Below are 24,588 nucleotides of genomic sequence, written 5' to 3'. Positions count from 1 at the left end.
TCATTATATAGTGAATTTATACGGGTTTTGTTTAAATATGAGTTATATATTTATTAATTTTTATTAATTTTTATTAATTTTTATTCACTGAAGCGTCATAGATAGAATCTACTGCGTCTTGTAATCCGCTATCAAATTCTTCTGATGATTGACCAGCGAATAAATCAGTTACTAATGCGCGTGAGAAACTTGCGATAAGTTCATCATTTTCTTTTAGTAATTCGTTTGCTTTTTCTCTAGAGTAACCGCCTGATAATGCTACGACACGAACTACGTTAGAGTGTTCGATCAATGATTTATATTGATTTGGTTTTGTTGGAATTGTTAATTTCAACATTACGTATTGATCATCATTTAATTTGTCTAATTCTTTAGCGATTTCTTCTTTTAAGATATCTTCAATTTCTTCTTTATCTTTAGCGTTAATGTTAACTTCAGGTTCAATAATTGGAACTAATCCTGCTTCGATGATTTGTTTACCAATTTCAAATTGTTGTTGAACGACTTTAGCGATAGCGTCTTTATTTGCTTCTAAAATATTTGAACGCATTTTAGTACCAAATACGTTGCGTTCTTTAGCGCGTTTTAATAATTCATCTAAACCTGGAATAACTTTCATTAATTGAACGCCATTTTCTTCTTCAGCAAGTCCTTTGTCGACTTTTAAGAAAGGTACAATACCTTTATCTGCTAAGTAGTTTGATGTGTATTTGCCTTCTACTTCACGGTCCATTGTTTGTTCAAATAAAATGGCACCTAATATTTTTTCTGGTGTAAAGGCTGGTGATGTAACGATACGTGTTCTCATTTCGTGAACAAGTGTAAACATTTCATCTTCATTGCTATATTGATCTTCTTCAATACCGTAATCTTTAAGAGCTTTCGGAGTACTACCACCACTTTGATCTAGTGCAGCTATAAAACCTTTACCATTTTTCATTTTTTCAAATTGTTCTTGGTTCATTTTTTCCACTCCTTTAGATATTCTTCACTTAATATTATGATGATTTTTAGTTTTTATGGCAAGTTATTCAACTTTTCAAACTGTATATCTAAAAAAATATGTCGAATTTAAGAAGATTCCACGAAGGTCATTTCATAATTAAGTAAGACGTTTTATGATGTAGGTTAGGGAGGATTCTCAATGAATAAAAAATCAGCAATATTATTAATTAGTGGCTTGGCAGTTCTTGCTATAGCAGTAGCATCATTATTATTATTCTCAACACAAAAAAGCACATACTACGGGTATATGGAGAACGGAACAACAGCAGAAAAAGTAGTGAGCGAGAAAAATAACGAAGTAACAGAAAACGTTAAACTGGAATCAACGAAAGACTTCAAACCTAAAAAAGGTGACTTCGTGAAACTGATTTCTAAAGACGATGGAAAAACATTTTATAAAAAAGATGTAGTAACTCATGACGACGTACCACACGGCTTAATGATGAAAATACATGATATGGAAATGTAATATAAAAAAAGCTACCAACAAATATAAAATTGTTGGTAGTTTTTTTAGTAACTGACTAGACTATAAAAAAGATTTTAATAAACTTAGTTATAAGAACTATTAAATGTAAATGGATTATAGTAATATTATATATAAATTATAAAATTATTAGGGGCTGATATTATATGATTATACGTAATAAAAAAGAATCCGATATAGAGTCTATAGCTAAAGTTCATTATGAATCTTGGGTAACTACATACAAGGGGATTGTTCCTGACAGTTATTTAGATAGTTTGTCCTTAGAGTCTTATATTGAAAAACATCATATGTTTAATGCACCATGTATTGTGGCGGAAGTCGATGGTAAAGTTGTTGGATTTCTAATGTATAGTAAAGATAAAGATGAAGACACGAGTAACAAATGTGGTGAAATTATGGTTATATACCTATTACAAGAATATCAGCATAAAGGTATCGGGACGCTTTTAATGAATGAAGCGGAAAAAAGAATGAAATCTGAATTTGATCAATTAAGCCTTTGGGTACTTGAAGATAATATTCCGACTGTTAAATTCTATGAGAAAATGGGATTTGAAAAAGACGGTAAGTATGAGCTTGAAGAACTAGGAAATGTTTTACGTGAAACGCGAATGATAAAGAATATATAGTGGGAAATAAATGAAAATTTGAAGCTGAGACAATTAATTTGTTCTCAGCTTCAAATTTATCTATATTCACACAGGTGGAGAAAAGTGTAGCTACGAAGCATATTAATTATTAGTTCAACTTTAATTTGAATCTAAAATTAATATTTTCAGAATAATGTTGAAAATATTATTTAAAATATGATTATTATTATTATACTAGGGTAACATATCAAGAAAGGAGGAATTAAATATGAGTAAAATTACAGATTCGTTTTTAAGTGCTTTAGATAGCGTTATTGGTTTTATACCAAACTTGATTAGTGCAATTATATTATTAATTGTTGCATGGCTTATCGCAGTCATAGTTAAAACAGTTATTGTGAAAGGTTTAAGTGCACTTGGTGTAGAAAAATGGCTAGAGAAAAAGGGGTTAACTGAATCAGGAAGTGGTAAATCAGAGTCTGAAGGATTAATTCAGACATTTGGTAAATTAGCTTACTTCATTATATTCTTGTTATTCTTACCATCAGTGTTTGATGCATTAAACATGACATCTGTATCAACACCTATTAAGAACATGATGGGCAGTGTATTAGACTTCTTACCTAGAATTATTGTTGCGATTGTAATATTAGTAATAGGTTTATTTATCGCAAAAGTATTAGGTACATTAGTTAAAAACTTACTAACTAATTTAAATGTTAGTAAATACAACCACTATGTAAACTTTGGTGAGAACAAAGAAAGTATTGATATTCCTTCAGCTGCAGGCTGGGTGATTTCAGCAATTATTGGATTATTCTTCGTTGTTGAATCATTAAATACAGTTAATTTAGAAGTATTAAATACAATTGGTGAAGCAATTATCGGTTACTTACCATTAGTAATTTCAGCAGCAATCATTTTACTAATTGGTTTTGTTGGTGGTAACTTATTATCTAAATTAATTAAGAAATCAACAGGTAACACATTCGTTTCAGAAATTGTTAAGTATTTAGTAATCATCGTTTCAGTATTTATGACTTTAGATCAATTAAACTTTGCTCAAAGTATTGTTAATGTAGCATTCTTACTTATCTTAGGTGCAGTAGCAGTAGCATTTGCTATCTCATTCGGTATCGGTGGTAAGTCATTTGCAGAAAAAACATTATCAAAAATTGAACGTAAAGCTGAATCAAAAGATAAATAATTAGCGTACAAAGTTAATATGTAAAATGATAAGAGGCTGAGACAATTAATTTGTCTCAGCCTCTATGTCTGGGTAGGACGATGAAAATAAAGTTTTTTGAAAAAATGAGATGAGTTGTAGATTAATAGAGTAGTTAATCGAAGAAATTGTGTATGTTGTAGATTAAATGAGTAGTTAATCTAAGAGATTGGGAATGTTGTAGATTAATTCAAGAGTTAATCGAAGAGATTGAGTATGTTGTAGATTAATAGAGTAGTTAATCTAAGAAATCCTCTAAATTAACATTAACACCATACAATAAGAGAGCTTGGGACACAAAAGTCTCAAGCTCTCTCATATTGTAATGTCTATTTATGTCTATCAACTAAGTGACAAATCTATATTGTAACGATACCCATTAGTATTGCTATGATTAGCAATAGGATTGAGAAGCCCCAAACCCAGAAGAATGCGTATTTAATATATTTACCCATACTTATTTCAGCAAGTCCAACAGCTAACCATACGGCTGGTGCGAATGGACTTACGAATGTTCCAATTACGTTACCAATCATTAATGAGAATGCTGTTGATTGTGAAGGAACTCCGAATTGACTTGCTGTTGATTCTACTATAGGTAAAATCGCAAAGTAATAAGCATCTGTACTTGTTAATAAGTCTAATGGTACACCTAGCGCACCTATTATAATGTGTAAGTACGGTCCAACGACTGTTGGAAGTACAGCGATTAATGATAAGGCGATTGAATCTAACATGCCTGTTTCATTTAATATTCCTAAGAATACACCTGCAGCTAATATTACTGCTGCCATCATCAATGCGTTAGGTGCGTGTGCACGAATTCTTTCCATTTGTTCATCTACATCATGGAAGTTCAATGGTAATGCAATAGCCACACCAAGCATAAATGCAAATTCAGGTGGAACTATATCTAGTAACATCATAGTAACGATGATAACTGTAAGTATTAAGTTTAACCAAAGTATGTAAGTATGTTTAGTCGCTTCACCTTTAACTGAAGCATTTTCTTCTTGATCTTTTTCATAGTTTGCAATAATTTTATCCATATCAACTTTTATGTTTTCTTCATCAGGAAATTCTTTTGAAATACGCTTTTTCTCACGTAATCCTAGATAAATTGAGAATAATATTGCTAGTACGATACCGATTAGTTGTAGTGGAATGACTTGATACCATAAATCATTAATATTATCGACTTTTAATACGGAAGCAGTTCTTGCCATTGGTCCGCCCCAAGGTACCATATTAATAATAGCGGCACTCAATGCCAATAGAAGAACTAATAAATAAGGACTCATTTTTAAAGCTCTATATAATGGTAATAAAGCAGGAATAGCTAATAAAAATGTTGTAGCACCAGCACCATCTAATTGTGCACATGTACCAATAATTGTCGTTACAATGGCAACGATGATGATATTTCCTCGAGTTAGTTTGATCATACCTCTAACGAATGGTCTAAATAAACCACTGTCTGAGATAATACCAAAGTAAATAATAGCAAAAATAAACATGATTGCTACGTTGAAAACTTGATCAATACCGGAATCTACGTATTTACGTATGTCTCCAAAACCATGGCCAATCACTAATGCTCCAATGACAGGTATTAAAATCATACCTACAACTGGACTAATCTTTTTCATAATTAACATTGCAACGATTGAAATAATAATAACTAATCCAACTATCGTCAGCAGTGTATTTGGTTCTTCCATATACATCCCCCTTGTAATATAGCGCTTACATATAACGTAATTTAAAAAGTTTTCTAAATCACATTTAAGTGAAATAGAAAACTTAATACATATTATATCATTTGAGATAATAAAAGAATATAATAATTCTTAAATTTACAGAATATTTTAACAATCAATTTCGAACCCTAAATCTTGTATCATATCGTAGTCTAATTGATTAGGTTGACCACCGGTAATTAAGTAATCACCCACAAAAATAGAGTTTGCGACCATGAGAGATAAAGATTGAAGACTTCTTAAATTAACTTCACGACCACCAGCGATTCGAATTTCTTTAGTAGGGTTAATCAATCTGAACATACACAATATTCTAATGCATTTCATAGGTGTTAAGTCATCCATACTTCCGAATTTCGTTCCTTTAATAGGATGTAAAAAATTCATAGGGATACTATCAGCGTCTAAGTCATTAAGTGTAAAAGCCATATCAATAATATCTTCATCAGATTCACCCATACCACAAATTACACCAGAACAAGGTGAAATGTTTTTGTCTTTCATTATATTTATCGTATTTACACGATCATCAAAACTATGTGTTGTTACGACTTCATCATGATAGTTAGCACTTGTATTAATATTATGGTTATAACGATCCACACCACAATTTTTTAGAGATTCAGCTTGTTCTTCATTAGTTAAACCAAGACAAGCACAAATTTTTAACTGAGGATGGTTTCTTTTAATTTCTTCTACAGAACTTGTAATATGAGATATTTCTTTATCACTAGGTCCACGACCACTCATCACAATGCAATATGTACCTATTTTATTGTCAGAAGCAACTTTAGCACCATCAACAATTTGGTTTTCTGGAATAAGCGCATAACGTTGAGACTTCTGTTTAACATCTCTTGATTGCCCACAATAACCACAGTCTTCAGGACAAATACCACTTTTAGCATTTAAAATCATATTTAATTTTACCTTCTTACCATAATAATGGTGACGCACTTTGTAAGCCTCATTCACAAGTTTTAAAGTATCGATTTCAGGATCTTGATATATATTTAACGCCTCATTAAAAGTTAAGTACTGTCCATTTATTATATTTGTGCCTAAATTCATTATGTTGTCCCCCTTTATGATTATTAATAGAATACTAATAATTACCACTATTGTAAACCATATTTTATATTAGGTTTACAATAGTGGTATAAATTACAAATAATGGTATGAAATTAGTATTCATAGTGCTAAAATATATATTGAAAGTTCTTAAATATATATAAAGTGAGGCTATCAAATGAAGAAAATAACATCAGCAATCCTGTTTTGTTGTTTAATAACGATACTTTCAGGATGTGGAAACAGTGAAGAAAAAGCATCAAGCTCAACTAATACAGAAGAACAAGCTAATAAAAAAGAAAATGCAAAATTACCAAGTACAGTATTCGAATCAAATAAAAATAAAGAAACTATTTCAAAGTCAGAAATACATAAAAGCATTCAAAAATACTTAGATACAAATGAACGTGTATATAGTGTTACATCTACAATTGAAGAAAAAGTTTGGGATGAAAAGCCTTTAACAAAGAAAGAGGCTGCCCAATTAGAAAAAGGGCAAGCACTATTAAAAAAGAATGATCAAAACTTTTCAGTTTATATAGAAAATAATAAACTTCCTGAAGGATATCAAAAAGAAACAAACAGAGTAAGTGAATACTTTACAGCTTACAATCAAACAATTGAACAATTAGGAAATAGCGTTCAAAAAATAGAAAAAGAAACAAAGAATGGGTCTATTTCAACTAAAGAAATAAAAGATATAATGCCTGAAAAAAGCAAAGTAAATGGAAGACAACAAGCAAAAATAGAAAAATTTCTAAAGAAAATAAATGTTAAATCAAACGCCTTTGAGATGTAACAATTTATGATGGAATAATTATATGAATTCCAACAATTGATACAAGTAAGTTAGCTATATACAAAAAAAGCATTTGCCTTAAGAGGCAAATGCTTTTTGTATATCGTCATTAATATTTAGTTTTCAAGTTTTCTTTTTCTGCATCTGTTATAAATGCGTGGTCTATTGCTTTAATATTTAGCTGCTTAATTTCATCTGTTGATATTAAATTGTGATTATATAATAGGGTATATTCATTATTTAAATTGGTGCTTGAAACGGTTCTATTATCTGTATTGATATTAAATGAAATGTTCTGTTCTATAAGTTTTCTTATGTTGAGTTCATCCAATGTCTGTATGGCTTTTGTTTGTAAGTTACTTGTTGGACAGATTTCTAGTAATACATTGTGATTTTTAATATATTCTAGTGCGGTATTGTCACTCGTAGCAGCTACGCCATGACCGATTCTTCTAGCGCCGAGTTCAATTCCTTCTATTATATTATGTATACATCCGCATTCACCTGCATGCAATGTTAAATGATTTCCTGACTTTATAGTATGCTGAATGGCTTCTTGAATGGTCTTAGTAGGGAATGCTTCTTCTGGGCCAGCGAAGTCATAACCGATAACATGACTATTGTCTTTATTTAGTTGATTAACTTCTGTAAAGAGGTCAATATTCGTTTTGTTTTCATGATGCCTCATTCCACATACAAGCATGTTCACTTTGATTGGATAAAGTGACTCTGCTTTTGTTGCGCCTATATTAACGGAGTCTAGTATTTCTTTAACGCTTAGTCCTCTATCTGTATGGAATAATGGAGCAAATCTGATTTCTATATATTTAATGTTGTCGTTATGTGCTTGTTGAGCTACATCTATAACAGCTTTTTCAATACTATCTTTTGTTTGTAATACTTTTAAAATTGTATCGAAAGATTTTAAGTATTCATCAAGACTGTCACATGTTTGATCAACTTGAATATCTTCTATATTAATATGTATTTGCTGTTCTTGTGCTAATTGTTGGATAAGTTCTATGCTCACAGATCCATCTAGATGGCAGTGTAATTCAGTCTTGGGGATATTATTTATTGGAGTCATTGATAATTATCCTTTCTATTTTTATTTGTATTAATGTTTAATTGTAAACATAGTAGTATATTATAAACAAATTCAGATAAAACTGATAGTATTTAGAGAAATTGTGTAAATTTTGTGATTAAACTAATAAATTTATTTGTTATTTGATTAATAATAGTTGGAATGTAGATATTAAAAATGCTATATTAATAAAATATTTAAAAAAATGTTTATTGAAAATTCAATATATACATATTAAGAAGGCGCAAAAATGAATAATAACTTAAAAAGAGAATTAACATCAAGACAAATGCAGATGATTGCTATTGGAGGAACAATTGGCGTAGGTTTATTTATGGGTGCTTCTAGTACAATTAAATGGACAGGCCCTTCAGTTCTACTTGCATATGCAATTGCAGGTGTATTTGTATTCCTCATTATGAGAGCCTTAGGTGAAATGGTCTATGTTTACCCAGATACTGGTTCTTTTGCTAAATTTGCTAATGATTACATACATCCTTCATTTTCATTTGTAACAGCTGGAAGTAGTATATTCAACTGGATTATTGTCGGTATGAGTGAAGTAATTGCAGTTGGGTCATATTTTAAATTTTGGTGGCCAGATTTACCAGAATGGATACCTGGTTTAGCTGTAGTTGTTATTTTACTATCAGCAAACTTAGTTTCTGTTAAATGGTTTGGAGAATTTGAATTTTGGTTTGCAGCTATAAAAGTCGTCACTATTATTTTAATGATTATTGCAGGATTAGGATTGATACTATTTGGTATCGGCAATAACTTTAATCCAATTGGAATTAGTCATTTATGGGATCATGGTGGGTTCTTTACCGGTGGAATAAGTGGTTTCTTCTTTGCATTATCTATCGTATTCGGATCATACATAGGAATCGAGTTAATTGGTATTACTGCAGGCGAAACGAAAGATCCTCAGAAAAATATCGTTAAAGCAATTAATGGTGTTGTTTGGAGAATATTAATATTCTATATCGGTTCAATCTTTATTATCGTAACAGTATATCCTTGGGACGAAGTGAATCATATTGGTTCACCATTCGTTGCGACATTTGCAAAAGTAGGTATTACTGCTGCAGCTACTATTATTAATTTTGTCGTAATTACAGCAGCAATGTCAGGTTGTAACTCGGGTATATTTAGTACAAGTCGTATGCTTTATACGTTATCAAAACAAAAACAAATATCCCAAATATTTTATAAGACAAATAAAAATGGTGTCCCACATATCGCAGTTATTGCTGTTTCAATAGGTATTTTCTTAGGTATTATATTAAATATTGTCTTACCTTTAATATTAGGAAAAGATACTGACATATTCGTCTATGTATTCAGTGCAGGTGTCTTACCAGGCATGGTACCTTGGTTTGCAATATTAATTAGTCATATCAATTTTAGAAAAAGAGAACAAATCAAAGACCATCCCTTTAAAATGCCATTCGCACCAGTAAGTAATATTATAACGATTATCATGCTAATTGCCGTTGTCATTGGGATGTTATTTAATTCAGAAACAAGAGTTTCCGTGATTATTGGTATAATATTTATCTTTAGTATTAGTTTATACGCATTTATCAAAAAACCTTAATAAAATTATAAATAGGGCCAAGACAAACTAATTGTCTCGGCCCCTATTTTTATATTTTGAAATTTAATGTAATCAATCTTTAAAAGGCACTGGTAAGTCTTCGGGTTGTCTGAAGTCAGACAGAAAGGTGTCTGTATTTTAATAGAAAGATAGTTAATTGAAGAGAAAAAACTACCAAATTTGTCTCTGACTTAGTTGGCAGTCTTTTTAATACGTTTTTATTCAACTGGTTTTATAGATTTAACATTTTTAAAGCCACTTTTCTTACTTGCTAAGTGTTCCATAATATCGTGCCAGTCTGTACCTGCTTCTTCAAATGTTTGTTGTAATAGTTCGTTTTGTGCTTTGTTTAAAGTATGAACGAGTTCACTGCCTTCTTTAGTTGGATACAGTTGTTTTACTCTTCTATCGTTATCTGAATCTACATATCTGATTAAACCTTTTTCTTTTAGTTTCTTGAGTGATGCGTGTGATGCTTGTTTTGAGATTTCTAATGTATCTAATAAATCTTTCATAGTGATACCTGGCATTTGATCTATAAAGAATAAGAATCTATGGTGCTGTCTGCTCATGCCGTGATTTTTTATAATATCATCAGCTGTATTTATAAATGTTTTGTATGCGAAGTAAAAAAGCATATGGTCATAATTATTTTTATTATCCATTGTGTCGACTCCTTTTCATCTATTATAAAGGATAGGATTAAAAAATTCATTTTTAGGTCAATGAAGTTGACTTAATTTATTAGTAAGCATATAATAATTGTTAAGGATATTATTAAACATTTGATAATGAATTTAGGTGTTATTTTTTTACGCTAATAGGTCAAGTTTATTGACCTAAATAACTGCTATATATAGAAAAGGGGACAAGGTTATGAAAAAACGTGTTGGGGAATATTTAATGGATGCATTAAGCACTGTTGGAGTTGAAAAGGTATTTGGGGTACCTGGAGATTTTAATTTAGCATTTTTAGATGACATTGTTAGCAGAGATGATATGGAGTGGGTTGGTAATACTAACGAGTTAAATGCAAGTTATGCTGCTGATGGATATGCAAGAATGAATGGTATAAGTGCAATGGTTACGACATTTGGTGTTGGAGAATTAAGTGCAGTAAATGGGATTGCTGGATCTTATGCAGAACGCGTACCGGTTGTGGCTATTACTGGTGCACCAACGACAGTTGTTGAAGAAGCAGGAAAATATGTTCATCACTCATTAGGTGAAGGTAAGTTTGATAACTACCGAAAAATGTTCAAAGAAATTACTACTGCTCAAGGTTATATTACTGTTGAAAATGCTCAAACTGAAATACCAAGATTAATTAATGCAGCAATTGCTGAAAAAAGACCAGTTCATCTTCATTTACCAATTGATGTCGCACAGTCTGAAATAGATGTAGTAGAAGCATTTAAACCAGCTGAAGCAGTGAAACAAGATGTATCTAAATATATAGAAATGATCGAACAAAAATTAAAAACAGCTAAACAACCTGTCATCATTACAGGTCACGAAATTAATAGCTTTAAATTACACGATAAATTAGAACAATTTGTACAACAAACTGAAATACCAGTAGCTCAATTATCTTTAGGTAAAGGTGCTTTTAATGAAGAAAGTCCATATTATATGGGTATTTATGATGGGAGCATTGCTGAAGAAAACATTAGAAATTATGTAGATAACAGTGATGCGATTTTAAATATAGGTGCTAAATTAACAGACTCAGCGACTGCTGGATATTCATATGGTTTTGATATTGATGATGTTGTTATGATTAATCATCAAGACTTCAAATTGAATGATACTGTAGCATCAGAATTTACATTATCTAATCTTGTAAATGGTTTACTTAATATTGAGTATAAGAATGATGCGAATTTCCCGGAAAATATTCGTGAGGAAAAAGGGCAATATACACCTAATAATGAACCATTAACACAAGAAACGTATTTTAAAATGATGCAAGACTTTATTGGTCTAGACGACATCATATTAGCAGAACAAGGAACTTCATTCTTCGGTGCGTACGATTTGAATCTATATAAAGATAATACATTTATTGGCCAACCATTATGGGGTTCAATCGGGTTTACATTACCAGCAACGATTGGAACGCAAATGTCTAATTTATATAGAAGAAACATCTTATTAATTGGAGATGGTTCATTACAACTAACTGCACAAGATATTTCAACTATGATTAGAGAAGACCTTAAACCTGTTATTTTTGTAATTAATAACGACGGATATACAGTAGAACGTAAAATCCACGGCGAACACCAACCATATAACGATATTCAAATGTGGGATTACAAATTATTGCCAGTAGTGTTTGGTGGTAAAGATAAAGTAGCAATACATGACGTAGAAACATCCGCAGATTTGGAAAATGTATTCTTACAGATTAACAATGAACCAAATCAAATGCATTTCATCGAAGTAAAAATGACTGCTTCAGACGCACCAGAAAAACTAGACGCAATCGGAAAAGCATTCTCAAAACAAAATAGTTAATACAAACCCCCCCTAAACCATGGATTAGGGGGGGTACTTTTATGTGAAGAGAATTGAGATGGCAGTATAGACGAGAAGAAGTGCCATTATAATATTAAAAGCTAATTCATGTTCATTGATAAACTTTTTAAATATTGAACCAAAGACACTCCAACTGAAAGAGGAAAGGAACCCGATCAGTGCTAAATATGTAATTAAGATAATTTGGACGGAGAAATGTTCAAAGTTCGGTGTTATAAATGCAGCAACAACACTTAATGCATAAATCACACCTTTAGGATTTATGAACTGTAACAACATACCAAATTTAATATTATTGTATCTGCTACTAAACGATTGAGCGTCAGTACCTTTGCTTGTTCCAATTTTGTATGCTAAATAAAGTAAATAAATTGCCCCGAAAATTTTCATATATAGTTGTACTTTTGGGAAGACGTGATATAAAGCATTACTAAAGAAATTTGAAACGAGAAGTAATAGAAAGAATCCTAGTGCAACACCAATACAAAATTTTATTGTACCTCGTAGACCAGTTTGTTTAGAATAATATAAAGACATAATGTTATTTGGTCCAGGCGTGAAGCTCGAAACTATAGCATAAATTGTCATAGATAAAAATGTCATATAAAACTCCCTTTCAAGGATAACTATTGAGTGTATTGTATCTTTAGATGGATGTATTGTAAATGCTCGATTGGTAGCATATCATTTAGATGAAATAAAATGGTTAAATAGTACCGACGTAATAGATAGTGAAACTTTAGTATTTTAGTTTATCTTTTCTTGGGTATTCTCTATAATAATTGTAAAGAAATTCGGAGGTGCATCGATGAACAGTCAAACATATTTATTAGCTCTTAAAAATCGTATTATTCAGGATAGACTTGATGAAGATACAAGAAATTATATTAAAGGTTTGGAGGGAGAAATTTTCATTAAACGTATTCTAGATGAATATCCTGATCTTCATTATTTATATGATTTTCACATAAGCCACAAAAACCGTGTTCAAATTGATTTTTTAATTGTAACGGACGATGCTATATGTCACTTTGAGGTTAAACATTATTCTGGAGATTATACTATTAAAGATGAACAGCTTATAAACAGATTTGGAAATATGTTTTATACCCCTTTTCAGCAATTACGGCGAGCCAATCATGAATTAAATTACTTAATATCCCACATGAATATTCACAAACCCTTGCATTCTTATCTTATTTTTACAAACCACAAATTCACTTTAAAAGGTACCATACCTAATCATTTCAATATCTTATTACCAACAGAATTACATAAACTTAAATATATACTCAAAAATAAAAATTCTTTAGAAAATGAAAATATCTTACATATGTTTCAACGAGAGCATAGCGACTTTTCACATATTTATAAGAATGTTAAAAAAGTCCCAATGTCTTGTTTAAGACCAGGTTTGAAATGCCCGAAATGTAAGAGATTGAATACGATTGAAATAGAAGACCACAAGAAATACTTGAAATGTAGATTATGTGATTTCAAAGATATACGACAAAATGTCTATTTATTTAATTTGTTAGAACTCTATTTGTGTAAAGGGGAAGCATTTATTTTATCAGAAGCCCAAGAGTGGTGTGGAGCAGGGAATAGATATACTATAAGAAGAGTATGTGATAAGTATTTTAGTAGTACAAAAAAGAATCCAAAAAGATATTATAAAACCCAAAAAAATAGATAAGATAGTCATTGAACATTGCAAGATGAGTCTGACTAGCAACATTGGGACCCTGAACATTGCAAGATGAGTCTGACTAGCAACATTGGGAGCTGAAGTCGAACATTAAAAACAGGGGCGCGCATGGCGTGCCCCTGTTTTTTCTTAAGGTATTATTAATTTATGGTCATGTTTATTTATGGATGAAAGATTACTTTGTCGTAATGTTGCTTTCTATTTACTAAGTTATAAAATGTTTCTGGTCCTTTTTCTAAATCGAGTCTATCTGAAATGATGGGATCTACATTGATTTCTCCAGTGGACATATAGTGTAATGTTGCTGTCCATTCTTCTCCTGGGAAGGGTGCGGATAGACCGTTCCATGATCCTATTACGTTTAGTTCGTTTCGTAATATTTTCTCAAAGTGTTGTCGTTTAATTTCTATATCAGAATAAGGGATGCCTAATAATAAGACTTCTCCACCTTTAGTTGGTAAGGTTAATACTTGTCCTATTGTGAATGGAGATCCTGCTGATTCTACGGCAACATCTATTTTATCTGGTATAGCTGAGATAGCGTCATCTAAGTTTTCTTTTTTTGAATTGATTGTATAATCTGCTCCTAGTTCTTTTGCAATGTCTAGTTTATGATTATCGATATCTATGGCTATGATTTTTGCAGCACCGAATATTTTCGCCCATTGTATAGCTAGTAAGCCTATACTACCACATCCCATAATTGCTACTGTTGCACCAGGTTTCATACGTGTACGATAGAATCCGTGTGCGACAACTGCAGACGGTTCAACCATTGCTGCAGTATCTAAATCTACATTATCTGGGAGTTTTAGTACATTACTAGCTGGCAATTTAACATACTCTGCGAAACAACCTGGTTCATATGAGCCTATTACATATAAATTTTCACATCTGGAATATTCGCCTTTTTCACAGTAATGACATTTATGACAGACGATAGCGGGACAACCTGTTACAGTATCTCCTATATTTAAGTCTGTGACATCATTGCCTATTTGTTCAACTACACCAGAAAATTCATGACCAAATGTCATACCTTCTTTATATGGTCCAAGCTTTTTATAGCGTGATGTATCTGACCCACATATGCCGGTTGCTTTAACTTTAATAATGACATCATCAGGTGATTCAAGTTCTGGCTTTGTTGTTTCTTCAAATCTTAAATCTTCAATATCGTATAAATTTAGGGCTTTCAATAATGATATCCTCCCCTCTATTCTTACTTGTTATGATGTTTGTTCTGAAGTGACTTTCTTTTTCTTGAAAAGTTTTGCTCCAAAATAACTTACAAAAACAGCACTATTACAAAATAATAAGTTATCCATATAGAATCCTGTAATACGTCTCATCGGTCCAAGCATAAAATCTAACATGTGTTCTACCATAATCAACATTCTCCTTTTTTATCTATAAAAGATAATTTATTTATTCGATAGGGCGTAGTAATACTTTGATCCCTTCGCCACCTTTAATGTGATTGTAACCTTCATCCCACTCTGTAATATCAAGTTCAGCTGTAACAAGCGCTTCTGCATCAACTTGACCTGTACTCATGAGTTGTAACGATGGTTCCCAATCGGCAGGTTTCTGACTTCTACTACCGACAACTCTAATTTCTTTTTGAACGATTTTTTCTAAATCAAAAGGAATTTCAGCATCCTTAAAAATACCTACTTGAACATATCGTCCTTTTTTACGTAATAAATCAAGTCCTTGTTTGGCTGCGGGTACTGCACCTGAACATTCTAATACAACGTCTGCACCATAGTTATTCGTTATGTTGTTTACATATTCTTTTAAATCTGTATGTTGAATGTTTACTACATGATCTAAATTAAGTTCTTCAGCTTTATTTAAACGTGCTTTATCATTATCTAATCCAGTAATAACAACTTTACCGCCTTTACTTTTAACCACTTGTGCTACAAGTAATCCGATTGGTCCAGGACCCATGACTACAACAGTATCACCTTGATTAATATCAATTTTTGATACAGCATGGTGTGCACATGCTAAAGGTTCAGTCATAGAAGCAGCTTTATAAGATACGTTATCTGGTAATTTATGAACACTTGCAGCTCTTGCAACAAGATATTGAGTAAATCCACCATTTTGTTGCGTACCTAAACCTTTTCGATGATTGCATAAGTTATAATCACCTGTTTGACAATATTCACATTCTCCACAAATGTAATAAGTAGTTTCAGAAGTAACGCGATCACCAATTTCGAAATCTTGAACATTTTCTCCAATAGTCACGATTTCACCTGAGAACTCATGGCCAAGCGTTACTGGAAAGTTAACATTATAGTGTCCTTCATAAGTGTGAACATCAGTACCACAAATACCTGCGTAATGAACTTTTATTTTCACTTCGTTTTCTTCTGGTTCTGGAATTTCTCTATCTAACACTTCTAAGTTGCCAAATCCTGGTGCTGTTTTTACTAATGCTTTCATGTAATGTCATCCCCTTAATGTTAGTTGAACAAATCAAAGAACTTGAAGATAATATAGTTTAAGATGTTACCACCTTGGTCAAGACTTGAGATTTGTGATGATCCTGATGGCATTTTAACGTTAGTACCGTCAGCCATACTTGTGAAAATAGGTGCTACATCAGTTGCAATGTATAGTGAGATAGCAATCATAATTGTACCTACAATAACAGAGTGAATGATGTTACCACGTGCTGCTCCTACTATGAATGCTACGATAAACGGAATAGTTGCTAAGTCACCAAAAGGTAATACTTGGTTACCTGGTAAAATAACTGCTAATAACACAGTGATTGGAACTAAGATTAATGCTGTTGAAATAACTGCAGGGTGTCCTAAAGCTACAGCAGCATCTAAACCAATGTAAATTTCGCGGTCTCCGAAACGTTTGTTTAACCAAGTACGTGCTGATTCAGATACAGGCATTAAACCTTCCATAAGAATCTTAACCATACGAGGCATTAATACCATAACTGCCGCCATAGACATACCTAAGTTGATAACATCTCCAGCATTGTATCCAGCTAATAAACCGATAGCTAAACCAAGTACAAGACCTACGAAGATAGATTCACCAAAAGCACCAAATCTTTTTTGAATAGTGTCTGGATCAGCGTTTAATTTGTTGATACCAGGGATTTTTTGAAGTCCTTTAACTAAGAAAATACCAGGTACATAAGAAATCGTACTACCAGTTGCAATTGATACGCCTGGTAAATCATAGAATTTGCTCATCATTGGAGCAGTCCAGTCAGCTACTTTTAAGCAGACGATTTGGAATAATGCAGCAGCAACTAGTGACTGCCAAATGCTACCAGATATTGCATAAACCATAGCACCACAGAATGTATAGTGCCAGAAGTTCCAAATATCAACGTTCATCGTTCTAGTCGTCTTAGTTAACAACATAATGACATTAATTACGATACCTAATGGAATAATAAATGCTGCTATAACAGAAGCCCATGCAATTGAAGAAGTTGCTGGCCAACCTACATCAATCACGTTTAAGCTAACCCCTAAGTTTTTAACCATTGCTTGTGCAGCAGGTCCTAAGTTGTTAACAAGTAAATCAATTACTAAGAAAATACCTACGAAGGCAACACCAATCGTTAAACCAGATCTAAATGCTGCACCGACTTTTTGTCTGAAGAATAATCCTAATAAGAATATGACAATCGGTAAAATAACCGTTGCACCTAAATCAAGAAAAGCTTGAATAAAATTTACGAAACCATTCATTCTCTACACCATCCTCTTTTTTAAAAGAATGAGGATGAAATATCATGATTCTTATTTCAACCTCATGCTAGATTTTAAATTTAGTTGTTTTAACTTTGTAATACTTCTAGAATTTCTTTTTTCGTATCTTCAATTCCGATACCAGTTAAGAAGTTACGAGCATTAATTACTGGGAAATCGTATTGTTTTTGAGTCATTGCTGTTGTAACTAATAAATCAGCTGTATCAACATAAGGACCGACTTCAGTGATTTTAATTTGTTTTATATCTAATTTAATGTTGTGTTCTTTAGCCATTTCCTCGATTGCGTTATTTACCACTGTTGATGTTGCAATTCCTGCTCCACATGCTACTAATACTTGTTTCATAATAATTTCCTCCTAATTTGAGTCGATATAAGAATCAACTCTTCCATTTAATTTTTTATGCTTCACTTAGTTCTTTGTCTATTGCATCTACAATTGATTGTTTATCTTTTGCGTTAACAATGAATGATAGTAATTGATCGTTTTGGAAAATGCCCATTAATTTTTGCAATAATGAAAGTTGAGCATCTTCTTTATCCATTGCTAACATGAAAATTAACTTAACATCTGTTGTTTCTTCCAACTCTCCCATAATGACAAATGGAACTGTTTCTTTTAGAACTGCAATACCTATTGATTTTGATTCGACATGTTGTATATCGGTATGCGGGATTGCAACGGAACAATATACAGTTGGTAAACCAGTTGCAAATGATTTTTCTCTTTCAATAACAGCGTCTTTGTAGGTATCTTTGACATAACCGTTTTGGTGCATGACCTCTGATAACTTACTCAATGCTTCCACATTTGTCGTTGCCTCTAAATCAAGAATGACGTTTGAGACATCGATTTTTAAATCTTGCATTTTATGCAACCCCTTTGATTTAATCTATTTTTGAAAAATGTTGAATGATTTCTAATATATCTTTTTTTGAATCTGCCTTAACAATTTGTTGAATTGCATCATTATCTTGAGACATATCTCTCAATTGGAGTAGTGGTCTCAAATGCTTAAATTTGTCTGTTGCAGCTATCACTACAAAAATTTGAACTTTGAATCCAGTACTTAACTCAAGAGGTTCTTCCAATACCAACATACTCATAGATGTTCTATGAACGACTTGGTCTCCTTCTGCATGAGGGATTGCGATGTTTTGGTTGATAACCATATAAGTATCATCGAAAGCTTTATGCATTTTATCTATATATTGAGAATCAATATATTTCATTTTGACAAGCGGTTCGGCTGTTAAGCGAATGGCTTCTTCGACATCAACAACACTATGAACAAAACGGATATGATTCGTTGGTAACAGATCTTGTAAATTCAAAGTACTATTGATCGATAATGTTGATGCCTTCACAGAGGAATAAGCATACGTATCTTCAAATTGTTCTTTAACTTTTTTGGAAAGTTCAGATTCATTATGAACTGTTGCATGCTCTCTGATAATTGACAGCATTTTTTCTACTTGTATATCAGTTTCTATTGTGTTGTTTAATTGTCCAAACACATGCTGACGTAATTCGTGTTTTTCTTGAGCAGTTAATATTGTTTTAGTGATGTATAATCGTTTATTCGTCATGATATGTATTGGAGAAAATACAATGTCAAAATCTAACTCATATTGATTAAAATCACGTAACGACAAAGCATCTAGAAATATGAATTCTGGAAATACACTACGTAATTCTTGTAGCATCAGCTGTGAAATGGAAGTACCTTGTGTGCAAACTACCACTGCTTTTACTTTTTGTTCGATTTCTTCGTCTTGGCTTCTTAAACTGCCTCCAATTAAAATGGTTAAATAAGCAATTTCATTTTCTGGCAATGAGTGACCGAAAAACTTTTCTAAAGGTTTAGATGATAATTTTACGAGATGAAAGAGTTCTTTATAATCTTCTTTCAATGAATTTTCTAAACCATCTATATCAGACAATTCATATCTAATACGATAAAAAGCTGGTTCCATATGAAGCATCAGTTGATTCATTAAAGATTCTCTATCAGTAAAATTAATAAAAGTAATTTTTTCAAATTGTTCAATCATTTCTTCGAGTGCCTTATTTAACTCTGGAATATGTTGAACATCACTGATATCTGACCATTGAACACTTGTTGCGAGTAGTTGCAATGTTATAAATAATTTCTCTTGTCTTGGAATATCTGAATATGTTGATGTTAGTATTTCTGTTGCTTGATATTCTTTTGTATCAGATAAGTCATCATAACCAATAGAAAATGATGAAACGATTTTGTCGTGCTTGATTCTTCGTAAAATTAAGTAAAGTTTATATGGTAATGTTCGAGTACTTTGATCAATAAATTTTCTATCTAAATATTGTTCGATTTTTGAAATTTGTATATTAATTAAATCAATTTTATCTTCTTCAACCTTTAAACCATTTACAATATCAGACTGAGAAATTTGCAATGTGAATGCTTTATCGACTAGCCTCATAAGAAGGCGACGTATTTCAAACTCATCACCAACTAAGTAGTAACCATTTGTACGACTATACTGAAGATTAACTTCATAAGGTTTGAGAAGTTCTTTCAACTTTTTAATATCATTCAAAATAGTATTTTTACTAACTTCTAAATCTATTGAAAAGTGATTTAATGAAAGTCCTTCTTCTTCACTAAACAACATCAACAAAATGAGATGCGCGCGTTGGTAAGAAGTGTATACCTGCTCATTTTCTTGATAGGTGGATTCGTTTGGAACATTTAGAAATTCTTTAATTCTGTCATCAACGATAAAATAACCTTGGCTAGTTCGTTCGATTTCCGGATAATCTTGTTCTTTAAACCAGTCATTTAACTTTTGAATCCTATATCCTAGTTGTCTGCGAGAAATGTTAAACATTGATTCTAAGTCTTTACCTTTAATTTTGGGGTTTTTAATCATTTCTGAAATGATATTAAAGTTTTCCTTCTGTATTTTGAATCCCTCCTTTGTTGTTAAATATAACTTAACACAGCACATCAAAGAGTTGTACAAACGTTAATCACAAATGTTATATAAATAGTTGTACACCGTTGTGATTAACAGTTGAGAATCCCTAATGTACTGCTCTTTTGTAAATGTTTTATTTTGAACACATACTATTAATAGTGCGGGTAGACTTCCCTGGATTTTTTGAGAAAAGTATAAGTTAAAGCTTGATAATGACGTTGCGTCATCAAGTACAATTGAGATAAGAAAAATGAAACAGGAGGAATTAATATGAATAAAACAACTGGAGAAGTAGCAAGTTTATGTAACGTTACAGTTAGAACCGTTCAATATTATGATAAAAAAGGAGTTATTAGCCCTAGTAATACTTCAGAAAACAATCGAAGACTTTATACAGAAGAGGACATCAATCAATTAAGACTAGTACTAACGTTGAAAGATATGAACTTTTCATTAAAAGAAATAAAAGAACTATTGAATTCAAACCATTCAATCAATACATTGAATATCTTATTAAGCGAGAAACTATTAGATCTCGAAAACGGAATACAACAGCAGACAGAACAAGTAGAACAAATTAAATTTATAAGAGAGAATATAAGTAAAGAAAGTGAATATCCAGTATCAAACGTACTTAATTTAAAAAACAAATCAAAAAAGCATCAAGAAATGAAAACATTCAGAAGAAAATTTATGGGCACATCATTAATAGTAGGTGCATTTCAATATAGTAGTATTATCACATCAATTATGAAGAAAAAGTGGCAACCCATAATTACCGTATATCCATTTATTTTTATATATGCAGCAATAGCAACAAAGAAATACTATTCAGTAGTAAGTTACTTATGCCCAAATTGTCAACAAGAGTTCAAACCACTGTTCTCAGAATGGTTTAAGTCCAATCACACTTACCAAACAAGAAAATTAGAATGCTCACATTGTGGCGTTGAGAGTTACTGCATAGAAACACATGTTTAATAGAAAAAGAGTAGAAAGTGTTGTTTATAAAGGGGTACGTTATGAACAAAAGTTGGTAAAATTGCTGATAAGAGGTGTGCTAAAAGCAGTTCTAGGTAAAATTGCTGATAAGAGGTGTGTTAAAAGCAGTTCTCAGTGAAATTGCTGTTAAGAGGTGTGTTAAAAGCAGGTTTAGGTGAAATTGCTGTTAAGAGGTGTGTTAAAAGCAGTTCTCAGTGAAATTGCTGATAAGAGATGCGTTAAAAGCAGTTCTAGGTAAAATTGCTGATAAGGGGTGTGTTAAAAGCAAGTTTCAGTGAAATTGCTGATATGGATATCTTTACAAGATGAGAGGCTAAGACAAATTAATTTGTCTTAGCCTCTTAACATTCTATAAAATTAGATTTGTATATTACTAACTTCTTCATATATTAAAGTATTACTTTTATTGAGGTATTACGCCAAGTTCCATATGAACGAGATAACCATCTTCATCAAATGATGCAAGGTAGTATTGGTTTAATGTTCCATATTTTAAATATTGGTCACCTTTTTCTACTATCATTGTTGGTTCATGTGCTTTTTTAAATTCTTCTTTTGTTACAACACCTGATTTGACATCAAACATGATTGTTCCGACTTTACCGTTTTGATCTTTCATTATTTTTGTATCGTATACTTCTGTGGATTTTCCTCCAGTATCTGTTTTGGCGTCAGCATCTGTTTGATAGCCATTAATTGTAACATTGTCCGCATATAAAGCTTCAACAAAATTATAATCTAATACAAAGTTAGGATTATTGTATGTGTATCCATCGTAGTTATACCATGGTGTAGTTTCTGACTCTGATTGAGCTGCAATTGCATCGTCTGTATTTCCGACAGCTGTTACACCAAATAATAATCCTGTCGATAGGGCAGTTGTACCTATCAATTGATATACTTTTTTCATCGTCTTCACTCCCTTTAATTGATATAACTTCTCTTTTGGCTGGGTGTCAGAAAATAACTTGTAATATTACAATACCCTTAATGAACTACATAAACCAAAAAATAAAATGATTGAACATAGAGATCCATATTCACACAAGTCGAAAGAAGTGTAACTACGGTCATCTATTTACACACAAATTTGCAGAGTATTGTATGATAGACCCCGTCAATTCAAGTGTTTTGTGTATTTATTCACAATAAAATATATGCCGATTTTTTAAATTTTATATTGTAAGCGTTTCCTAATTATGCTATATTCGACTTACTAATAATTAAAGTCATCATATGACCGCATGAATATAAAGGGAAATTAATTAAGAAAGTTGGATATTTATGAATGAAAAAAGAACTAATATAAGATGGTATTTTGCTATAGCATTCTTCATCATAGGGATTATTGCATATATGGACCGTTCAAACATCTCTATTATTGCTGGGCCGATGATGGAAGATTTAAATATGAACAAAACTCAATTCGGGTTCTTAGCATCCTTCTTCTCACTAGGTTATGCTTTAATGCAAGTACCTTCAGGAATTCTTGCTGAGAAATTTGGACCTAAGAAAATGTTAACAATCGCTTTACTATGGTGGAGTGCATTTACGATTTTAACTGGTGTTGTTAAAAATCACGGTTTACTATACTTTGTACGTTTCTTATTTGGTATTGGTGAAGCGCCAATGTACCCATCAAATGCTGTGTTTAATAGTTATTGGTTTAACAAAAATGAAAAAGGCCGTGCTTCTTCAGCATTATTAGCCGGATCATATTTTGGACCAGTTATTGCACCAATCGTTACAATCGCTATTATGACTTCATTCGGTTGGGAAGCAGTGTTCTATATCTTTGGTTTTATAGGTATAATTATTGCGATTTTATGGGCAATTATCGCTAAAGACTTACCTGAACAACATAAAATGGTAAATGAAGCTGAGAAGAAATTTATTATGCAAACACGTGATGTAGTGGATACTGAAAAGACATCAGCACCATGGAAAATCTTCTTTAGTCGTTTTAGCTTTTATGCTATTGCAGCACAATACTTTGTAGTACAGTTCGTAATTACATTATTCTTAATTTGGTTACCTACATATATACACGAAGAGTATCATGTTGATTTTGAAAAAATGGGCTTCATTGCTGGTGCTCCATGGTTAGCAATGTTTGTATTGATTATGTTAGGTGGAACAATTTCAGATAAAATTTTATCAAGCGGTAAATCTAAGTTTGCTGCACGTGGTATTATCGCAATCACTGGATTCGTCGTATTCTGTATTTCATTATACTTTGCTCTAGCTACTGACAACTTATACTTGAATATCTTCTGGTTATCACTTTGTCTTGGTGGAGTAGGTTTATCAATGGGAATGAGTTGGGCAACAGCTACAGACTTAGGTCGTAACTTTGCCGGTACTGTTTCTGGTTGGATGAACTTATGGGGTAATATAGGTGCGCTATTAAGTCCGATTTTAGCTGGTTTCTTAGCAGACAAAATTGGTTGGACATGGACATTACAATTAATGATGGTTCCTGTAGTATTCGCAATTATCATGTGGTTCTTTATTAAACCGGATAATCCGTTAGTTAAAGATGAAACTGTATAAAACAAAAAATCTATTGCCATAGAAGTGGCAATAGATTTTTTTATTATTCTTTATTTAAACTTACTTTAATATCAGCAGGTCCAGCTAGTAATGGTTTTACATTGCTAAAGAAGCTTAAGAAATGTTCACTATTATTATGTGATTCAATTGCTTCTTGGTTCTCCCAAATTTCATACATTAAATAAGTATTTTCTTTTTCTGTAGACTTAAAGTGTTCGTAACCGATATTTCCTTCTTCGTTTCTTGATGATTCAACTAAATTTTTTATTAATGATTCATATTGTTCAACAGATTGTGATTGAACTTCGAATTTAGCATTTATAATAATCATAAGATGACCTCTTTCTCTCTATCAATTTTATTTACTATAATGCATCATGACAGAACATAATAGAAAAGTAAATTTTAAAAGCTTAGAATTTCTATAGCTT

At 31.8% G+C, this 24,588-nt stretch carries 24 protein-coding genes; 9 read left to right on the top strand and 15 right to left on the bottom strand.

The window, feature by feature from the left end; all coding sequences use genetic code 11:
- Positions 1-73: 73 nt before the first annotated feature.
- Positions 74-964 (bottom strand): fructose bisphosphate aldolase, encoded by an 891-nt coding sequence (locus tag CD129_RS04775; protein ID WP_115337053.1) that lies wholly within the window; start codon positions 962-964, stop codon positions 74-76.
- A 180-nt stretch (positions 965-1,144) separates the two neighbouring features.
- Here CD129_RS04775 and CD129_RS04770 point away from each other — a divergent pair, with 180 nt between their 5' ends.
- The 3 genes from CD129_RS04770 (at position 1,145) to CD129_RS04760 (ending at position 3,292) form a co-directional block, all read left to right on the top strand.
- Positions 1,145-1,474 (top strand): DUF4889 domain-containing protein, encoded by a 330-nt coding sequence (locus CD129_RS04770; protein ID WP_078357888.1) that lies wholly within the window; start codon positions 1,145-1,147, stop codon positions 1,472-1,474.
- A 164-nt stretch (positions 1,475-1,638) separates the two neighbouring features.
- Positions 1,639-2,124 (top strand): GNAT family N-acetyltransferase, encoded by a 486-nt coding sequence (locus tag CD129_RS04765; protein WP_115337054.1) that lies wholly within the window; start codon positions 1,639-1,641, stop codon positions 2,122-2,124.
- Positions 2,125-2,353: 229 nt separating this feature from the next.
- Positions 2,354-3,292, top strand: a complete 939-nt coding sequence (locus CD129_RS04760; RefSeq protein WP_078357886.1) for a mechanosensitive ion channel — start codon at positions 2,354-2,356, stop codon at positions 3,290-3,292.
- A gap of 377 nt (positions 3,293-3,669) precedes the next feature.
- Here CD129_RS04760 and CD129_RS04755 read toward each other — a convergent pair whose 3' ends face one another.
- Positions 3,670-5,031: a CitMHS family transporter gene (locus CD129_RS04755; protein ID WP_115337055.1), complete on the bottom strand. Its 1,362-nt coding sequence runs from the start codon at positions 5,029-5,031 to the stop codon at positions 3,670-3,672.
- A gap of 147 nt (positions 5,032-5,178) precedes the next feature.
- Positions 5,179-6,141 (bottom strand): biotin synthase BioB, encoded by a 963-nt coding sequence (gene bioB / locus CD129_RS04750; RefSeq protein ID WP_115337056.1) that lies wholly within the window; start codon positions 6,139-6,141, stop codon positions 5,179-5,181.
- A gap of 178 nt (positions 6,142-6,319) precedes the next feature.
- Between bioB and CD129_RS04745 the strand changes: the two genes are divergently transcribed.
- Complete coding sequence (locus CD129_RS04745; protein WP_115337057.1) at positions 6,320-6,940, top strand: NDxxF motif lipoprotein; 621 nt, start codon at positions 6,320-6,322, stop codon at positions 6,938-6,940.
- A 109-nt stretch (positions 6,941-7,049) separates the two neighbouring features.
- On the opposite strand, the gene add is transcribed toward CD129_RS04745, so the two are convergent.
- On the bottom strand, positions 7,050-8,027 hold the full coding sequence (add, locus tag CD129_RS04740) for an adenosine deaminase (RefSeq protein ID WP_115337058.1): 978 nt from the start codon (positions 8,025-8,027) through the stop codon (positions 7,050-7,052).
- 250 nt (positions 8,028-8,277) lie between these two features.
- Here add and CD129_RS04735 point away from each other — a divergent pair, with 250 nt between their 5' ends.
- The gene (locus CD129_RS04735) at positions 8,278-9,627 is read left to right on the top strand and encodes an amino acid permease (protein WP_078357881.1); all 1,350 of its coding nucleotides are present in this window, start codon (positions 8,278-8,280) and stop codon (positions 9,625-9,627) included.
- Positions 9,628-9,845: 218 nt separating this feature from the next.
- Here CD129_RS04735 and CD129_RS04730 read toward each other — a convergent pair whose 3' ends face one another.
- On the bottom strand, positions 9,846-10,292 hold the full coding sequence (locus CD129_RS04730) for a MarR family winged helix-turn-helix transcriptional regulator (protein WP_078357880.1): 447 nt from the start codon (positions 10,290-10,292) through the stop codon (positions 9,846-9,848).
- Between the two features lie 211 nt (positions 10,293-10,503).
- Between CD129_RS04730 and CD129_RS04725 the strand changes: the two genes are divergently transcribed.
- Complete coding sequence (locus CD129_RS04725; protein ID WP_115337059.1) at positions 10,504-12,147, top strand: alpha-keto acid decarboxylase family protein; 1,644 nt, start codon at positions 10,504-10,506, stop codon at positions 12,145-12,147.
- Positions 12,148-12,186: 39 nt separating this feature from the next.
- On the opposite strand, the gene CD129_RS04720 is transcribed toward CD129_RS04725, so the two are convergent.
- The gene (locus CD129_RS04720; protein WP_115337060.1) at positions 12,187-12,771 is read right to left on the bottom strand and encodes a LysE family translocator; all 585 of its coding nucleotides are present in this window, start codon (positions 12,769-12,771) and stop codon (positions 12,187-12,189) included.
- A gap of 205 nt (positions 12,772-12,976) precedes the next feature.
- Here CD129_RS04720 and CD129_RS04715 point away from each other — a divergent pair, with 205 nt between their 5' ends.
- Positions 12,977-13,864, top strand: coding sequence for a nuclease-related domain-containing protein (locus CD129_RS04715; protein WP_115337061.1), 888 nt, complete (start codon positions 12,977-12,979; stop codon positions 13,862-13,864).
- A 173-nt stretch (positions 13,865-14,037) separates the two neighbouring features.
- Here CD129_RS04715 and CD129_RS04710 read toward each other — a convergent pair whose 3' ends face one another.
- The 7 genes from CD129_RS04710 to CD129_RS04685 form a co-directional block, all read right to left on the bottom strand.
- A complete protein-coding gene (locus CD129_RS04710; RefSeq protein WP_115337062.1) occupies positions 14,038-15,075 on the bottom strand; it encodes a galactitol-1-phosphate 5-dehydrogenase in 1,038 nt (345 codons plus the stop codon).
- A gap of 30 nt (positions 15,076-15,105) precedes the next feature.
- Positions 15,106-15,264 (bottom strand): hypothetical protein, encoded by a 159-nt coding sequence (locus CD129_RS13160; RefSeq protein WP_170167671.1) that lies wholly within the window; start codon positions 15,262-15,264, stop codon positions 15,106-15,108.
- Between the two features lie 40 nt (positions 15,265-15,304).
- Complete coding sequence (locus CD129_RS04705; protein ID WP_115337063.1) at positions 15,305-16,336, bottom strand: zinc-binding dehydrogenase; 1,032 nt, start codon at positions 16,334-16,336, stop codon at positions 15,305-15,307.
- 20 nt (positions 16,337-16,356) lie between these two features.
- Positions 16,357-17,616, bottom strand: a complete 1,260-nt coding sequence (locus tag CD129_RS04700; RefSeq protein ID WP_078357874.1) for a PTS galactitol transporter subunit IIC — start codon at positions 17,614-17,616, stop codon at positions 16,357-16,359.
- Positions 17,617-17,705: 89 nt separating this feature from the next.
- Positions 17,706-17,984: a PTS sugar transporter subunit IIB gene (locus tag CD129_RS04695; protein WP_078357873.1), complete on the bottom strand. Its 279-nt coding sequence runs from the start codon at positions 17,982-17,984 to the stop codon at positions 17,706-17,708.
- Positions 17,985-18,039: 55 nt separating this feature from the next.
- Positions 18,040-18,507, bottom strand: a complete 468-nt coding sequence (locus CD129_RS04690; RefSeq protein WP_115337064.1) for a PTS sugar transporter subunit IIA — start codon at positions 18,505-18,507, stop codon at positions 18,040-18,042.
- Positions 18,508-18,526: 19 nt separating this feature from the next.
- Complete coding sequence (locus tag CD129_RS04685; protein ID WP_338121352.1) at positions 18,527-20,512, bottom strand: BglG family transcription antiterminator; 1,986 nt, start codon at positions 20,510-20,512, stop codon at positions 18,527-18,529.
- 360 nt (positions 20,513-20,872) lie between these two features.
- Between CD129_RS04685 and CD129_RS04680 the strand changes: the two genes are divergently transcribed.
- Positions 20,873-21,583 (top strand): MerR family transcriptional regulator, encoded by a 711-nt coding sequence (locus CD129_RS04680; RefSeq protein WP_115337066.1) that lies wholly within the window; start codon positions 20,873-20,875, stop codon positions 21,581-21,583.
- Between the two features lie 424 nt (positions 21,584-22,007).
- On the opposite strand, the gene isaB is transcribed toward CD129_RS04680, so the two are convergent.
- A complete protein-coding gene (isaB, locus tag CD129_RS04675) occupies positions 22,008-22,514 on the bottom strand; it encodes an immunodominant staphylococcal antigen IsaB family protein (protein ID WP_115337067.1) in 507 nt (168 codons plus the stop codon).
- 374 nt (positions 22,515-22,888) lie between these two features.
- Between isaB and CD129_RS04670 the strand changes: the two genes are divergently transcribed.
- The gene (locus CD129_RS04670; RefSeq protein ID WP_115337068.1) at positions 22,889-24,157 is read left to right on the top strand and encodes a pyruvate MFS transporter; all 1,269 of its coding nucleotides are present in this window, start codon (positions 22,889-22,891) and stop codon (positions 24,155-24,157) included.
- 43 nt (positions 24,158-24,200) lie between these two features.
- Here CD129_RS04670 and CD129_RS04665 read toward each other — a convergent pair whose 3' ends face one another.
- Entirely contained in the window at positions 24,201-24,488 is a 288-nt protein-coding gene (locus CD129_RS04665; protein WP_078357867.1) for a putative quinol monooxygenase, read from the bottom strand.
- Between the last annotated feature and the right edge of the window lie 100 nt (positions 24,489-24,588).

This window comes from Mammaliicoccus fleurettii (assembly GCF_003970575.1).
In the GTDB taxonomy this organism is placed as follows: Bacteria; Bacillota; Bacilli; order Staphylococcales; family Staphylococcaceae; genus Mammaliicoccus; species Mammaliicoccus fleurettii.
This window is presented reverse-complemented; position numbering and strand designations above follow the sequence as displayed.

What these genes read in the sequence shown, in the direction of transcription:
- CD129_RS04775 (WP_115337053.1), bottom strand. Translation starts at nt 964, where the DNA reads ATGAACCAAGAACAATTTGAAAAAATGAAAAATGGTAAAGGTTTTATA.
- CD129_RS04770 (WP_078357888.1), top strand. Translation starts at nt 1,145, where the DNA reads ATGAATAAAAAATCAGCAATATTATTAATTAGTGGCTTGGCAGTTCTT.
- CD129_RS04765 (WP_115337054.1), top strand. Translation starts at nt 1,639, where the DNA reads ATGATTATACGTAATAAAAAAGAATCCGATATAGAGTCTATAGCTAAA.
- CD129_RS04760 (WP_078357886.1), top strand. Translation starts at nt 2,354, where the DNA reads ATGAGTAAAATTACAGATTCGTTTTTAAGTGCTTTAGATAGCGTTATT.
- CD129_RS04755 (WP_115337055.1), bottom strand. Translation starts at nt 5,031, where the DNA reads ATGGAAGAACCAAATACACTGCTGACGATAGTTGGATTAGTTATTATT.
- bioB (WP_115337056.1), bottom strand. Translation starts at nt 6,141, where the DNA reads ATGAATTTAGGCACAAATATAATAAATGGACAGTACTTAACTTTTAAT.
- CD129_RS04745 (WP_115337057.1), top strand. Translation starts at nt 6,320, where the DNA reads ATGAAGAAAATAACATCAGCAATCCTGTTTTGTTGTTTAATAACGATA.
- add (WP_115337058.1), bottom strand. Translation starts at nt 8,027, where the DNA reads ATGACTCCAATAAATAATATCCCCAAGACTGAATTACACTGCCATCTA.
- CD129_RS04735 (WP_078357881.1), top strand. Translation starts at nt 8,278, where the DNA reads ATGAATAATAACTTAAAAAGAGAATTAACATCAAGACAAATGCAGATG.
- CD129_RS04730 (WP_078357880.1), bottom strand. Translation starts at nt 10,292, where the DNA reads ATGGATAATAAAAATAATTATGACCATATGCTTTTTTACTTCGCATAC.
- CD129_RS04725 (WP_115337059.1), top strand. Translation starts at nt 10,504, where the DNA reads ATGAAAAAACGTGTTGGGGAATATTTAATGGATGCATTAAGCACTGTT.
- CD129_RS04720 (WP_115337060.1), bottom strand. Translation starts at nt 12,771, where the DNA reads ATGACATTTTTATCTATGACAATTTATGCTATAGTTTCGAGCTTCACG.
- CD129_RS04715 (WP_115337061.1), top strand. Translation starts at nt 12,977, where the DNA reads ATGAACAGTCAAACATATTTATTAGCTCTTAAAAATCGTATTATTCAG.
- CD129_RS13160 (WP_170167671.1), bottom strand. Translation starts at nt 15,264, where the DNA reads ATGGTAGAACACATGTTAGATTTTATGCTTGGACCGATGAGACGTATT.
- CD129_RS04705 (WP_115337063.1), bottom strand. Translation starts at nt 16,336, where the DNA reads ATGAAAGCATTAGTAAAAACAGCACCAGGATTTGGCAACTTAGAAGTG.
- CD129_RS04700 (WP_078357874.1), bottom strand. Translation starts at nt 17,616, where the DNA reads ATGAATGGTTTCGTAAATTTTATTCAAGCTTTTCTTGATTTAGGTGCA.
- CD129_RS04695 (WP_078357873.1), bottom strand. Translation starts at nt 17,984, where the DNA reads ATGAAACAAGTATTAGTAGCATGTGGAGCAGGAATTGCAACATCAACA.
- CD129_RS04690 (WP_115337064.1), bottom strand. Translation starts at nt 18,507, where the DNA reads ATGCAAGATTTAAAAATCGATGTCTCAAACGTCATTCTTGATTTAGAG.
- CD129_RS04685 (WP_338121352.1), bottom strand. Translation starts at nt 20,512, where the DNA reads ATGTTTAACATTTCTCGCAGACAACTAGGATATAGGATTCAAAAGTTA.
- CD129_RS04680 (WP_115337066.1), top strand. Translation starts at nt 20,873, where the DNA reads ATGAATAAAACAACTGGAGAAGTAGCAAGTTTATGTAACGTTACAGTT.
- isaB (WP_115337067.1), bottom strand. Translation starts at nt 22,514, where the DNA reads ATGAAAAAAGTATATCAATTGATAGGTACAACTGCCCTATCGACAGGA.
- CD129_RS04670 (WP_115337068.1), top strand. Translation starts at nt 22,889, where the DNA reads ATGAATGAAAAAAGAACTAATATAAGATGGTATTTTGCTATAGCATTC.
- CD129_RS04665 (WP_078357867.1), bottom strand. Translation starts at nt 24,488, where the DNA reads ATGATTATTATAAATGCTAAATTCGAAGTTCAATCACAATCTGTTGAA.